This is a genomic window from Ruegeria sp. BB7, assembly GCF_056539365.1.
This window is the reverse complement of sequence record NZ_JBQFUV010000002.1, coordinates 335,251-349,017: the sequence shown is the minus strand read 5'-3', so window position 1 is coordinate 349,017 and position 13,767 is coordinate 335,251. Positions and strand designations below refer to the sequence as shown.

Here is a 13,767-nt window from a genome sequence, read left to right as displayed (position 1 = left end):
ATTCAATCCTTTGGCCAGAGAGGATGAGATACCGGATCCTTGGCCCTCCAAAGATAGGTCCGAAAGATCTCGGCATAAGACCGATAAGTGTATGACTCGTTGCGGTTCAGATATTGCTCCTTGTCCGCTCGATAGAGCGCAGGCAATCGGTACCATGGCGCACCAGGGTTCATGTGATGAACGACGTGTAGATTGTTGTTCAAAAACAGAAAAGCCAATGGCCCACGATCTTCGATAATGACCGTTCGCGCACCCGCTTTTTCATGCGCACGATGCTCCAGAAAGGTGCGAATCTTGACAAGGCCCAGCCCGACATAAGCCGACAAAATAAAGGCCCAGATTGGCATTGCCGAGTGCCCAACCACCCAAAGTACCACTGCCACTCCTGGTAGGTGCAACGCCCATGCGCGCAGGATTGCCTGATCCCCGCGCAAAGCGCCACGCAGCTCATCTCTTGTAAACATAAACTGCCCGATTGCAGGCCCCAAAGTAATCCGCCCCAGGAGTGTATTATTCATGCGCAGAATACGCCGCTGCCAACCGGCCAAACCGCCCCAGACCTTGGGGTCCAGATAGTTCGACTCGGGGTCGTCATATGGATCGGTCAGCGTTTCATCGCGGTGATGCGCCAAATGCAGGTCGCGGAAACGTTGATATGGGATGAACAGGGTCAGAGGCAACGCCATCAGGACCTCGTTCAGCCATCTTGAGCGGAACGGATGACCGTGCAGCGCTTCGTGGGTCAACGAAGAGTGTAGCGCAGCGACCAGCCCCATCGCTGGGATCGCGAGCCAGACCGGTAGTAAAAAAATGACCGCCAGCCATGCCCCATAGCAGGCGAGGATCAGGGACAAAGTGCCCCATTCGGGTGTCGCAGGCCTAGACATTGCGGCCCCACGTGATCCCGGCCCAGATGCGCTCATAAATCAAGTACATTGTCAGGCCGATGGCCGTGTTCACAATCGCCAGCGTTCCGCCCACGGCTGCGGACCCGGTGGCCACCAGCCCCACCAAGGTCATCATAACCAGCCCAATGGCATTCCACACCACAGCTTTCACGACAGATCTTCGTCGCGTTTCCATTCCGTCACCCATATTATTGTTATGTCTTTGAAATTACAGGTCGCTGCACGTGTTGAAAATTCCGAATATGATTAACAAAATTCATCATCTGTGATATTTCAAAACATATGCAGGATAAAATTGACAAACGAGACCGAGCGGCACAGTTCCGCCTTCGTCTGGCCCGCGCGATGGAGGAGCGTCACGTCAGCCAAAGCGCGCTTGCCCGATCCATCGGTGTGGACCGCTCGACAGTATCACAACTTTTGACGGATGAAGGGGCGCGCTTGCCAAATGCACATGTGGTTGGCGGATGTGCTACAGCCCTTGGTGTGTCTGCGGACTGGTTGCTTAGTCTTTCAAATCGGCCGGAAAGCGCGGCTGAATTACTGGCCAGTTCTCTGACAATGACCGAAGCCCCCCGCGCGCTGGTGGATGAACGAATCTTCGAATGGCACCAGGAAGCCGCGGGATATAAAATCCGTTATGTTCCAGCCACTTTGCCAGATATGTTAAAGACCCACACGGTACTGGAATGGGAATATGCGCCACATTTGGGGCGTACTGCGGATCAGGCTATTGGCGCCTCGGCGGACCGGTTGAAATGGATGCGCAGTGCGCAATCAGATTATGAAATTGCCATGCCGCTCTATGAAATCGACAGCTTTGCTCAGGCCACCGGGTATTACGAAGGGCTATGCCCCAAAATCAGGCTAGAGCAGATCGACCACTTGTTGGAGATTTGCGAGCAGCTTTACCCCCGTCTTCGAATCTATCTGTTTGATGCGAAACGGCTCTATTCCGCTCCAGTCACCATTTTCGGCCCTTTGCTCTGTGTATTCTACGCTGGCAGCCACTATATGGCTTTCCGCGACCGTGACCGGATCGAGACCTTCACCCGCCAATTCGATCGTTTGGTACGCGAGGCGGATGTTACCGCACGTGAATTTCCCGACCGTCTAAGACAGCTTCGATCAGAGATTTCCAACCGCTAAGGATGCACAGACAGAAAACTTATGGTATCGTCGATCGGCGCGAACCTTTTTTGGGTATTCCGATCACAGAGGGAGGAAGACGGAAATGGACGCACTACAAACGGCTCAATACGCACGGGCATTGTACACCGCACATGGCGACCGGGCCGAAGCAGAAGCCGCGCAGAAAGAGCGCGAATGCGAAGCCGCTGGAAACCTGCAGGAAGCAAAAGACTGGCAGGCGGTCCGTCAGACTATCCGCCAGATGCGCGGACCTAATCAGGCATAGGTCTCGCAATTAAGAAAACCGGAGCAGATTTTGCGCCGGTTATCCTAGTTTAGTTACCACAAACACAGATTATCAGTCGCTGGTGTTCAAACCCAGAGCATCCATTGTGTTCGACAAATCTCCGCGTTTTCCGCCGGCATTTGCTAAACCGGCGCGGGGTTCATCATTTGTACCCGGCCCATGCCCGTCTCCGGACGGATCCGAAGCATGTTCGCCCTGCGGAAATCCACCTTCAACCGCCTCTGCAGTCACGTCGCCCCAACTTCCTCCGGCACGCTTGCCCGGTGGTTGCTTACCGCTTCCTGCTAAGACTGTGGTCGCAGAAATCGCCGCAATACCTACGGCAAAAAACAAAACTTTTTGCATAGTTACCCCCAACAATTGTTTAGAATACTTTCTTCAAACACCGATTTATTTACCAAATTTTGGTGAAAAATTCAATTTTTCAGATTTATTCGAACAGACAACGGTTCAAAGTTTGGGGTCCGGGTTTACCGTATGCCCATCCACCGCGATCACCTGCCCTGAAACCAACCGCGCCGCATCCGAGGCGAGGAAAACGGCCATATTTGCAATGTCTTTACCTTCGACAAATCGCCCCATCGAGGTGCCCGAGGCATAACCCGCATAGACCTGATCTCGGCTCATATTCTTGGCGGTGGCCTCACGTTGCAGCACACCCTCCATCCGCGGCCCTTCGACAGCACCGGGGCAAATAGCATTGGCTCGGATACCGTGTGGGCCAAGCTCCATCGCCAGTGTTTTCATCAAGCCAATTACCGCCCATTTCGCCGCCGCATAAGGCGCACGATACGGATAGCCAAATTGCCCCGCCGTCGATGAGGTCAGGATAATACTGCCCGCCTTTGCGGCTTTCATCAAAGGCACGGCGTGTTTTGCGGCCAGAAAGGCCCCGTCCAGATTGACCGCTATACAGGATCGCCAGTCCGACAATTCGACGTCTTCAATCGCATCCGTCGGGCCCGCAATCCCGGCATTGGCGCATAGCGCGTCCAGACCACCCTCAGCCTCAATAGCCTGGAAGATGGCGCTCATATCAGATTCGCTGGACACGTCTGCCCAGTGGCGCGACCAATGCACAGGAGCGGACCGCAATGCGTTCTCGTCAATATCGGTAATGCAGACACTATACCCGGCAGCATCAAACGCGTCGGCCATGGCACGCCCCACACCCGAGGCGCCCGCCGTGATCAAAACGCGCCGAGTCATGTCGGCTTGCGGATCGCAGCGCCCGCGCCTTCGGGATAGGCCAACCCCGCCTGCGCCTCGGCGATTCGCGCCATTGCCACCTCAATTGAAGGCGAAGGCGCGCTGGGGCGGCGGGTTTCGAGGCTGACATGCAGCAGGAAACTTTCGCCAGTGGCCAACAACTTCTCGGCCTCATACATGCTGTGGAATAGGTGCAGTTTCTTGCCCTGCCCCAGCAACATCTGCGTGCGCACTTCGATCTTCGCACCCGCATGTGCCTCATCAATATATCGGATGTGATTTTCAGCAGTGAAATAGCTGCCGCCCGAAGAGATATAGTCAGCGTCACACCCGATGACTTCCATGAACCGGTCTGTTGAAGCTGCAAACGCTTCTACGTATTTCGCCTCGTTCATGTGCCCATTGTAGTCAGTCCAGTCCAGAGGCACCGCGCGGGACAGTGTCAGGATCGGCTTGCTCAGGTCTGCCTGTTCCAGCGTGGGCAACGCGCCGGGTTTCAGCATATCGTCATGCTGGTTCAGAACCGCCCCCGCCCCGTAATTCTGTGCCTTAAGCGCACGCATCATACCCACGAGGTTGTTGTCGCGAATACGCTCCAACTCACGGATCGAATGCATACCGGACTGCGCATCCGACTGATCCGCGATCATGTCGACCAGCTCATCGGTAAACTCGGGCACATCCATCAGCTTGGTCCAGGGCCATTTCAAGGCCGGTCCGAACTGTGCCATGAAATGCCGCATCCCGGCCTCGCCGCCCGCCACTCGGTAGGTTTCGAACAGACCCATCTGAGCCCAGCGGATGCCAAAGCCCATGCGGATCGCCTCGTCGACCTCTTCGGTTGTGGCGATTCCGTCCTTGACCAGCCACAGCGCCTCGCGCCAGACGGCCTCGAGGAACCGATCAGCAATATGCGCGTCGATTTCTTTCTTGATATGCAAAGGGAAAAAGCCAACCGATTTCAACAACGCCTGCGCACGCTCTACCATCTCGGGCGGGTTCTTGTCGGTTGGCACCAATTCGATCAACGGCAGCAGATAGACCGGGTTGAACGGATGCGTCACCACGATTTGTTCAGGACGCAGCGCGCCGTCCTGCAACTCGGATGGTTTGAACCCACTGGTCGAGGATCCGATGATCGCGTCAGGATCGCACGCCTCCTGCAGGCCCGTGTAGACCTTCAGCTTCAGGTCCAGACGTTCCGGCACGCTTTCCTGAATCCACGTGGCGCCCCGCACCACATCGGCCATTTCTTCATGGAACGTCAGAGCCCCTTCGGGCGGCAAAGGAACATCACTCAACCCCGGCAGCGACCGGCGGGCATTGTCCAGTACTTCACCAATCTTGCGCTCGGCCTCCGGGTCCGGGTCGAACACCCGCACGTTCCAGCCGTTGAGCAGGAACCGAGCGGCCCACCCTCCGCCAATCACACCACCCCCGATGATTGCTGCTGTTTTCATTGCTCTTCACGCGCTCCACACGAAATCTTCATCTTTTTCCCAATACTTTAGGGGTTTGGGGGCTGGCCCCCAATCCGCTCATTGCTCACTTCGCTGCCGGAGCCCGCTTCACCAGCCCCAATTTCTCACGCACTTCCTGCGGCCCGATCACCCGGGCCCCCATGTTCTCGATTATGGTCCCCGCGCGCTCCACCAGCTGCCAGTTCTCAGCCAGCACGCCCTTGTCCAACCACAGGTTATCTTCCAGCCCAACACGCACATTGCCGCCCGCAAGCACCGTGGCCGCCACATAGGCCATCTGGTTTCGTCCCAATGAAAACGCACTGAACGTCCAGTCGTCCGGCACGTTGTTCACCATCGCCATAAAGGTGTTCAGATCGTCCGGCGCGCCCCACGGCACACCCATGCATAGCTGCACCAGTGCGTTGGGCTCCAGAATCCCTTCCTTTACCAATTGCTTGGCAAACCAAAGATGACCGGTGTCAAAGGCTTCAACCTCGGGCTTCACGCCCATATCGGTCATCATTTGCCCCATCGCCCGCAGCGCGCCAGGGGTGTTGGTCATGACATAGTCAGCCTCAGCAAAATTCATCGTGCCACAATCGAGTGTGCAAATCTCGGGCAGACACTCGGCAATATGCGCCACACGCTCGGATGCCCCAATCATGTCAGTGCCTTCGGCCACCGGAAACGGGGTTTCGACGCCGCCGAAAACGATGTCCCCGCCCATTCCGGCGGTCAGGTTCAAAACAACATCGACATCGGCATCGCGGATGCGATCCGTCACCTCACGGTAGTAGTCCAGCTGCCGGCTCGGCACGCCGGTTTCGGGGTCGCGCACATGGCAATGAACCACGGCCGCCCCGGCCTTGGCCGCAGCGATTGCGCTGTCGGCAATTTGCTTTGGTGAGCGCGGCACATGCGGGCTGCGATCCTGCGTTCCGCCCGAGCCGGTGACAGCACAAGTGATAAAGACGTCGCGGTTCATTTCCAGAGGCATTGCGTTTTCCCCAAGTTATACCCGGTTTTGCCGTGAGTTTTCCCCAGGCTTCTCCCCGGATTCCGATTTGCGTTACCCGCGACTCTGACGCAGCCTTGTGGAAACACTTGCCAGAATGCGAATCGAACTTGATGAAATCCGCAAAAAACATACTCCAACCCGAACATCGCGCCCTGAAAACGGCCGTGCTGGTGCTGGATGAATGCAACACGCTTAGCTTCGCGTCGGCCGTTGATCCGATGCGCGCGGCCAACCGTCTGGCTGATCGTCCGGCGTTTGACTGGGATTATGTGACCGCCACAACAGAACCGGCGATGCTGACCAGCGCGCTGAATGTGCCGGGCATCCCTTTGGCAAGACTACAAGGCTGCGACCTGATGATCGTGATCGCCGGGTTCCAACTGGCCCGCCACGCAACACCTAGCCTTCTGGCTGGCTTACGCCGTATCGCAAGTACAGGTGCCACCATGGCCGGTATCGACGGAGGGCCATGGTTGTTGGCCGAAGCTGGCCTACTGGACGGCCACGCCGCCACCACCCACTGGGAAGACCTGGACAATTTTGCCGCCCGCTTCCCCGATGTCGACGTGCGCCCAGACCGCTTTACCGTGTCGGGCAACCGTCTGACTTCCGGAGGCGCGATTCCGGCGGTTGAAATGATGCTGCATATCATCGCCGCGCGCCACGGCGCTGGTTTCGCCGCGCGAGTGTCCGGCCTGTTCCTATACGACGGCGCGCCGGAACCCACAAAGCCCCAAAGTCGCACTGGCGCCCCGCACCGTCACACCGCGCTCACCGCCAAAGCCAACGCTCTCATGGAAACGTCTCTCGATGAACCCCTGCCGTTGGTCGACATCGCCGAGACGCTAGGCACCAGCCCACGCACACTGCAACAACAGTTCCGCCTGCGCCTAAACACCACGCCACAGGACCACTATCTGCAACTGCGCCTGGCCGAAGCCCGCCGTCTGGTTACAGACACCGACATGCCTCTGATGGATGTTGCACTTGCTACTGGGTTCGCCTCGCAATCCAGCTTCGCACGCGCCTTCCGCACGGCCCACGGCCTATCGGCACGCGACCTGAGGCACGAGCGCGCGCACCCCACTCATCACTGATCGGATCCACTTCATCTGGCCCGAAACATCCCGGGGGAGACGCGCAAAGCGCGACGGGGGTAGAGCCCCCTAAAACGGCATCGGATGCGCGCGATGCGCCTGACCGATTTCGGTAATAACCTCATCCGACAACCTCAGGTCCTTTCCAGCCAGAACATGCTCCAATTGCGAAACCGAGGTTGCGCCGAATATGGCCGACATCATAAACGCCCGTGACCGGCACCAGGCCAACGCCATGTGTACCGGATCTAACCCATGACGTTCGGCAATCGCCAAATACGCTGCCACCGCCTCAAAAACGCGGGGACCTGTGCGCCCACCCATCTCGGCCACCAATGACATGCGTGAGCCTTCAGGAACCGCCCCACCCTGGTACTTGCCAGTCAGGAACCCTGCAGCCAAAGGCGAAAAGGCCATCAACCCCACATCCTCGTGTACACTAAGCTCGGCCATATCCGTATCGAAATGCCGACACAGCAGCGAATATTCGTTCTGCACCGATGCCACCCGCGGCGCACCCATTTGCTCGGCAATCCGCAGCCATTGCGCTGTACCCCACGCGCTTTCGTTGGACAGGCCAAAAGCGCGGATATTGCCCTTGTCCACCTGACCCTGCAGCGCTTCAAGGCACTCTTGCATGTTGTCCAGAACTTCGTTGGTGTTGTGCCCTGATGGCACATAGTTCCAGTTCTGCCGGAACATGTAGCTGCCGCGATTGGGCCAGTGGAACTGATAGAGATCGATGCAATCTGTCTTTAACCGGCGCAGCGAGCCTTCGATGGCCTTCGGGATCGTCTGCGCTGAGATCGGTGCACCGTCACGAGCGTGGGCAAATCCCGCACCGGAATGTTTGGTGGCCAGTATATAATCGCCCCGACGCGCCGCATTGGCCGCATTCCAGTTGCCCAGAATCTCCTCGGTCCGCCCTACTGTCTCTTTTGAGATCGGGTTCACCGGGTACATCTCGGCCGCGTCGACAAAATTGATCCCGGAGTCCAACGCCATATCCATCTGAGTATGCGCGTCGGCCTCAGAGGTTTGTGTCCCAAAGGTCATTGTGCCCAAGCACAGATCGCTCACCATGATCCCAGTGCGGCCCAGGGGCTTCATTTCCATCCATCATTCTCCTGAGAGTTGCTTTGAGGTCAGAGTTTTACGCCTCGGCCTTTTTCTCCCACCGACCCGATTCCTCAGACCAGTACTGCGCCGAGCACCCCGCGCCTGTCAGCGCTTTCCACTGTACACGTGCGTGCTGAACGGCCAGATCGTCATTGCCGTCAAACAGGATGCAAACACGTTCCAGTGCAGTGACTTCCTCAGGGTCCACCTGCGCGCCATCAACGGCCATTACACACGCGGGTTGGTTAGCTGCCTCCGGCCCTGTCGTCAGCAAAATGGGCTGTGCCGCGTCATACGGACCGCCTTCGCGGCCATGTGGCAGGAACCCATCGTCGGGCCCCAGCCACAGTTTCTCATCCAGCCAGTCCATCCGCGCGGGATCGGTACCCCGCACGGCAATCTTCCACCCGGCCTGCCGCGCCTTATCCAGCAAAACCGGCAAAGTAAGCTCCAACGGTTGACGGGTCAGGTGGTAGAAATAGACGGCACCCATCGGACTACTCGAAGTGATCCTGAACCATGCGGCTCAGCGCGCGAACGCCCCAGCCTGTGGCCCCTTTGGGCGCATAGGACGTTTCGGACGAGACCGAGGCCACACCCGCGATATCCAGATGAATCCACGGTGTCTCCTCTTTGACGAAACGCTGCAGAAACTGCGCTGCTGTAATCGAACCGGCCGGGCGGCCACCAACATTCTTCATGTCCGCAATGCGCGATTTCAGCTGCTTGTCATAAGCCTCGCCCAATGGCATTCGCCACGCGCCTTCATCCTCGGCCCTGGCCGATTTCAGGAAGGCATCACAGAACGTGTCGTTGTTCGAGAAGACACCCGCATTCTCATGCCCCAGACCGATGATGATCGCCCCAGTCAGAGTGGCAAGGTCGATCATGCCAACGGGCTTGAACCGCTCTTGTGCATACCACATCACGTCGCACAGAACCAAACGGCCTTCGGCATCGGTGTTGATGATCTCGACCGTGTCGCCCTTCATCGACTTAACCACATCGCCCGGACGGGTGGCGTTGCCCGACGGCATATTCTCGACCAGACCAACCAGACCGACAACATTGGCTTTGGCCTTGCGCTTGGCAAGCGCGCGCATGGTGCCTGCAACGACGCCCGCGCCGCCCATGTCCATTGTCATGTCTTCCATACCACCCGCAGGCTTCAGCGAGATACCACCGGTATCAAAAACCACGCCCTTGCCGACCAAGGCCAGCGGCGCGTCGTTCTTGTCGCCGCCGTTCCACTGCATCACCACAACCTTCGACGGGCTGACCGAACCCTGCCCGACGCTCAACAGCGTGCGCATGCCCAGCTCTTCCAGCTTATCCTCTTCCAGAACCTCGACTTCAAGACCCAGCTCTTTCATCTCGGCCAGACGGTCGGCGAATTCGGTTGTGGTCAGCACGTTCGCGGGTTCGTTGGTCAGATCGCGGGTCATCCGCACGCCGTCAGCCACTGCATATTGCGGGGCAAAGGCCGCTTCGACCTCATCCGCTTTCTGGTGGCTGATGGTCACGGTGCCTGCCACGTCCGCTTCCTTGGTTTTATGCGCATCGAAGTCATAGCTGCGCAGGGCGATGCCCATTGCCAGATCCTCGCTCCGCACCTGATTGCCTGCCATTACCAGCATGTCCTTACCACCCGCCAATTTGGCCAGCGCGGCACCAGCCTTACGCGCTTCGGCGGGTTCGGGGCGGCGCGGCAGGATCACGATATCCAGTGCCTCGGCCGCCATGCCGCCAGGCCAAGCCAATGAAATCACTTCACCTGTCTTGACCTTTTCAAAACGTGGGCTTTCGACCAGTCGAACCACTGCGCCGCGGGTCAGGCGGTTGGCCCGGCGCACCGCGGGGCTCATCTTACCGTCAGAGGGGATGATCACTGCCACCCGCCCCTCGGCCTGCGCCATGGCGTCTGCATCAAAGGGCTGAAAACGGATCGGTACAAGACTGCTCATTGCGAACTCCTCAAAATCTGTTCCCCAAGACCTAGCCCGCGCCGCGCGGCTTTACCAGATAGCAGTTTTCCCCGCCCGCCAATTGCATTAAAGTCCCCAAAAAAACCGACCGGATCGGGAGAGAACGAATTGGCGAGACAGGGCAGGCATAAGCCGAAGCGCAGTTGCGCAGGCGAAGGCAATCAAAACCTGAAAACCGCCCAATTCCCCACCTACACTGCCGGGATGGAGGGTTACCCGTGATCCTCGACCGCTATTTCGCCCGCCGGTTCATGCAAAGCTTTCTGGTCATTGGCGGCATCTTTCTGGCCTTGCTGATTCTGATTGACCTAGTTGAACAGGCCCGCCGGTTCGACTCGGAAAATCTATCGTTCGGCAAGCTGTTGCACCTGACACTGCTCAACACACCCGCAGCCATCAGCGAAATGCTTCCACTTCTGGTCATCCTGTCCACAATCGCACTGTTCATCGGGCTGGCGCGAAGTTCTGAACTGGTGGTGACACGCGCCATCGGACGGTCAGGAATACGGGCGCTGTTGGCCCCGATCACATTGGCGCTGATTATCGGGGCCTTGGCCGTAGTCCTGCTAAACCCTATTAGCGCAGCAACATCCGAGGAATTCCGACGTCTGTCCGATACCTACAAAAACAGAGGCAATTCTGCGCTGTCGATTACCAGCGAAGGGCTATGGTTGCGGCAGGGGTCGGAAAATGGGCAATCGGTTATTCACGCCCGCGGCACAACAAATGCCGACGCCTTGGAACTAACCGGCGTAACGATCGTTTCGTTTTCCATGGAAGGCAAGCCAACGCAACAGATCACGGCTGACAGGGCACAGCTGTCGAATGGCTCCTGGATTCTGCACAATGCGAAAATCTGGCCTTTGGCCGAAGATGTGAACCCAGAGACCAGCGCTAAAACACACGAGCAGATAGAACTTCCCACCACGCTGACACGCCAGCGTATTCTGGACACGCTGGGCCAACAGAATTCGGTTTCTGTCTACGATCTTCCTCAGCTGATCCGCGATCTTCGAGAGGCTGGATTTTCCACCAAACAATATGAGGTTTGGCTGCAAGTGCAGCTTGCGCGCCCCCTCTTCCTGGCGGCGATGGTCATGATTGGTGCCGCTTTCACCATGCGCCATGTTCGTTTTGGTGGCACGGGAATTGCTGTGCTGTCAGCTGTTCTGCTGGGGTTCGCCATCTATTTTGTTCGCAATTTCGCCCAAATACTCGGGGAAAACGGTCAATTGCCTATCTTGGTCGCGGCTTGGGCGCCGCCCTTTGCAGCCATTCTTCTGTCGCTCGGTTTGTTGCTCCACGCGGAGGACGGCTGATGCGGATCATTTCCAGCCTTTTGCTGTCCGGCGCAGTAGCACTGGCACTGTCGACGGGTGCCACAGCACAGAGCCAGCCTGCCCCCGCCCCGGCGCAAGGCTCGCAGCAGGAAGATCAACCCGCCCTGTTAGTCGCGGATAAGGTTTTTATCACTCCAGATCGTGTCTTGGTGGCAGAAGGCAATGTCGAGGCCTTTCAGGGCGACGTCAAACTGACTGCGGACCGTATCACTTTTGACCGCGAAACTGGCGCGCTGACTTTGGAAGGGCCGGTCAGAATTGATCAGGGTGGAGAGACAACGGTTCTGGCGGATTCTGCCGAATTGGACGATGGCCTTCAGAACGGATTGTTGATCGGCGCGCGGATGGTGTTTGAACAGCAGGTGCAGATCGCCTCGGTCCAAGCCACGCGCGCCGGGGGCCGATACACGCAGTTCAGTAAAGTGTCAGCCACCTCATGCCACGTCTGTGCCAGTGGGAAACCGCCTCTTTGGCAAATCCGTGCGCGCAAGGTCACGCATGATCAACAGGAACGACAACTGTATTTCGAAGGGGCGCAATTCCGGGTGCTGGATGTACCCGTCCTGTACTTGCCCTACCTGCGATTACCTGATCCGACACTGGAAAGAGCCACCGGGTTTCTGGTGCCGTCGGTGCGGACCACGTCGCAATTGGAAACCGGTCTTCAGGTACCGTACTTCATCAAGCTGGGTGATCATAAGGATCTGACGTTGACGCCCTACGTCTCATCCAAGACTAAAACACTTGGACTGCGTTACCGTCAGGCTTTCAAAAACGGTCGCATCCAACTTGAAGGTGCCTATACGCAGGACGATCTGCAGCCGGATGAGGACCGCGGGTATCTGTTTGCAGACGGCTGGTTCAATCTTCAGAACGATTTCCGGTTCACATTTGACATAAAAACCACCTCTGACGATGCCTATCTTGCTGACTATGGCCTGCCAGACCTTGACCGCTTGCGCAGCGAAATCGCGTTAGAGAGGGTCAAGCGTGACACGGCGTTCCGCACCAGCTTTATCCACTACAAAACTCTGCGCGACAGTGAAGAACAGGATGAAATCCCGTCGCGGATATTCGACTTGTACTATCAAAAACGCCTGTTCCCAACGGTGATCGGGGGCGAAGTTCGGCTTGGGTTTGTCACTCATGCGCATGAGCGCACCAGTGACGAAGACATCGTTGGGCGCGACATTGCTCGTGCGACCTTCGATGCGGAATGGCTGCGCAACTGGACCTTCACGTCGGGCCTGCGGGCCGAATTCCGGGCTGGCGCTTCGCTGGATACGTTCGACATTCGCCATGACAGCGAGTTCCCCGAAGAGGTAACCCGGACTACCCCTCGCCTCGCGTTGACATTGCGCTATCCCTTGCGCAAGCGAGAGGTCTCAGGGGCGACCCAGATTCTGGAACCAATAGCCCAAATTGGCTGGACCCATGTGTCTGATGACAATGTTCCAAATGAGGAAAGCACGTTTCAGGAATTCGATCAGGGCAATCTGTTGTCCCTTTCTCGTTTTCCCGCGCCAGATCAGCGAGAAGACGGCCTGACCGGTGTCATAGGAGTCAATTGGTCCCGCTATGCTGCAGGCAAATGGCGTGCCCTGGCCACCATCGGTCAGGTCTTTCGCACTAATGCGGATCCAAATTTCAATCGGACCTCGGGCCTGCAAGGCACGGTTTCCGACTTGCTGCTGGCTGGGCAAATTCAGACCAATAACGGCTGGACAGCAGCTGGGCGCGGCCTGCTGAACGGGGATTTCAGTTTTGCCAAAGCCGAACTACGGGCAGGCTGGCAACAAGAAACAGCTGGCATCACCGGAAGCTATCTGTGGCAAGAGCCAGACCCCGCAGAAAACTTGGATGACGAGACTTCAGAAATACGATTGACCGGACGGTACAGAGTCGATCAGAACTGGAACACTCGGGCGCTTGCGCGTTATGACCTCGCTGAGTCGGAACCGATCCGATATGGTTTTGGGGTTACGTATCAGAATGAATGCGTACAGGTTAACATGAACGTCAGCAGGCGCTTTACCTCGTCATCAAGTATTGAGCCTTCGACAGAATTCGGCTTTACCGTAGCCTTGACGGGTTACTCCGTTAAAAGTGGCGGCCAACAATACAAGAGAAGATGCAGTTGATTTCAGGTTTCACCAGTTTCCTCCGCTCCGGTTGGCTTAAACCGATCGT

At 57.4% G+C, this 13,767-nt stretch carries 14 protein-coding genes; 5 read left to right on the top strand and 9 right to left on the bottom strand.

Annotation, left to right across the window (positions count from 1 at the left end; genetic code table 11):
- Window positions 1-2: 2 nt before the first annotated feature.
- Window positions 3-887, bottom strand: a complete 885-nt coding sequence (locus ACR0D7_RS06925; RefSeq protein WP_480678346.1) for a fatty acid desaturase — start codon at window positions 885-887, stop codon at window positions 3-5.
- A complete protein-coding gene (locus ACR0D7_RS06920; protein WP_170383017.1) occupies window positions 880-1,083 on the bottom strand; it encodes a DUF2061 domain-containing protein in 204 nt (67 codons plus the stop codon). Before ACR0D7_RS06920 ends, ACR0D7_RS06925 begins: the two co-directional genes overlap by 8 nt.
- 107 nt (window positions 1,084-1,190) lie before the next feature.
- Here ACR0D7_RS06920 and ACR0D7_RS06915 point away from each other — a divergent pair, with 107 nt between their 5' ends.
- Window positions 1,191-2,057, top strand: coding sequence for a helix-turn-helix domain-containing protein (locus ACR0D7_RS06915; RefSeq protein WP_480678344.1), 867 nt, complete (start codon window positions 1,191-1,193; stop codon window positions 2,055-2,057).
- Between the two features lie 85 nt (window positions 2,058-2,142).
- Window positions 2,143-2,325, top strand: coding sequence for a hypothetical protein (locus ACR0D7_RS06910; protein ID WP_170383013.1), 183 nt, complete (start codon window positions 2,143-2,145; stop codon window positions 2,323-2,325).
- A 72-nt stretch (window positions 2,326-2,397) separates the two neighbouring features.
- Here the strand turns inward: ACR0D7_RS06910 and ACR0D7_RS06905 are convergent, their stop codons facing one another.
- The 4 genes from ACR0D7_RS06905 to bcoG form a co-directional block, all read right to left on the bottom strand.
- Complete coding sequence (locus ACR0D7_RS06905; RefSeq protein WP_170572082.1) at window positions 2,398-2,691, bottom strand: hypothetical protein; 294 nt, start codon at window positions 2,689-2,691, stop codon at window positions 2,398-2,400.
- A 105-nt stretch (window positions 2,692-2,796) separates the two neighbouring features.
- A complete protein-coding gene (locus ACR0D7_RS06900) occupies window positions 2,797-3,555 on the bottom strand; it encodes an SDR family oxidoreductase (RefSeq protein WP_480678341.1) in 759 nt (252 codons plus the stop codon).
- Window positions 3,552-5,015: a carnitine 3-dehydrogenase gene (locus ACR0D7_RS06895; RefSeq protein WP_480678340.1), complete on the bottom strand. Its 1,464-nt coding sequence runs from the start codon at window positions 5,013-5,015 to the stop codon at window positions 3,552-3,554. Before ACR0D7_RS06895 ends, ACR0D7_RS06900 begins: the two co-directional genes overlap by 4 nt.
- 85 nt (window positions 5,016-5,100) lie before the next feature.
- On the bottom strand, window positions 5,101-6,015 hold the full coding sequence (bcoG, locus tag ACR0D7_RS06890; RefSeq protein WP_480678338.1) for a 3-dehydrocarnitine:acetyl-CoA trimethylamine transferase BcoG: 915 nt from the start codon (window positions 6,013-6,015) through the stop codon (window positions 5,101-5,103).
- Window positions 6,016-6,146: 131 nt separating this feature from the next.
- On the opposite strand from bcoG, the gene ACR0D7_RS06885 reads away from it, so the two are divergent.
- Window positions 6,147-7,133 (top strand): GlxA family transcriptional regulator, encoded by a 987-nt coding sequence (locus ACR0D7_RS06885; protein ID WP_480678336.1) that lies wholly within the window; start codon window positions 6,147-6,149, stop codon window positions 7,131-7,133.
- Between the two features lie 69 nt (window positions 7,134-7,202).
- Here the strand turns inward: ACR0D7_RS06885 and ACR0D7_RS06880 are convergent, their stop codons facing one another.
- Genes ACR0D7_RS06880 through ACR0D7_RS06870 form a run of 3 tightly spaced genes read right to left on the bottom strand, consistent with a single transcriptional unit; the run spans window position 7,203 to window position 10,216 of the window.
- Window positions 7,203-8,249: an aldo/keto reductase gene (locus ACR0D7_RS06880; RefSeq protein ID WP_480678334.1), complete on the bottom strand. Its 1,047-nt coding sequence runs from the start codon at window positions 8,247-8,249 to the stop codon at window positions 7,203-7,205.
- A 37-nt stretch (window positions 8,250-8,286) separates the two neighbouring features.
- Window positions 8,287-8,745, bottom strand: coding sequence for a DNA polymerase III subunit chi (locus tag ACR0D7_RS06875; RefSeq protein ID WP_480678333.1), 459 nt, complete (start codon window positions 8,743-8,745; stop codon window positions 8,287-8,289).
- Between the two features lie 4 nt (window positions 8,746-8,749).
- Window positions 8,750-10,216 (bottom strand): leucyl aminopeptidase, encoded by a 1,467-nt coding sequence (locus ACR0D7_RS06870; RefSeq protein ID WP_480678331.1) that lies wholly within the window; start codon window positions 10,214-10,216, stop codon window positions 8,750-8,752.
- 239 nt (window positions 10,217-10,455) lie between these two features.
- Here ACR0D7_RS06870 and lptG point away from each other — a divergent pair, with 239 nt between their 5' ends.
- Both lptG and ACR0D7_RS06860 read left to right on the top strand, forming a co-directional pair.
- Window positions 10,456-11,556, top strand: a complete 1,101-nt coding sequence (gene lptG, locus ACR0D7_RS06865; protein WP_480678329.1) for an LPS export ABC transporter permease LptG — start codon at window positions 10,456-10,458, stop codon at window positions 11,554-11,556.
- Window positions 11,556-13,718, top strand: coding sequence for an LPS-assembly protein LptD (locus ACR0D7_RS06860; RefSeq protein ID WP_480678327.1), 2,163 nt, complete (start codon window positions 11,556-11,558; stop codon window positions 13,716-13,718). The genes lptG and ACR0D7_RS06860 overlap by 1 nt, the downstream gene beginning before the upstream one ends.
- The last annotated feature ends 49 nt before the right edge of the window (window positions 13,719-13,767 follow it).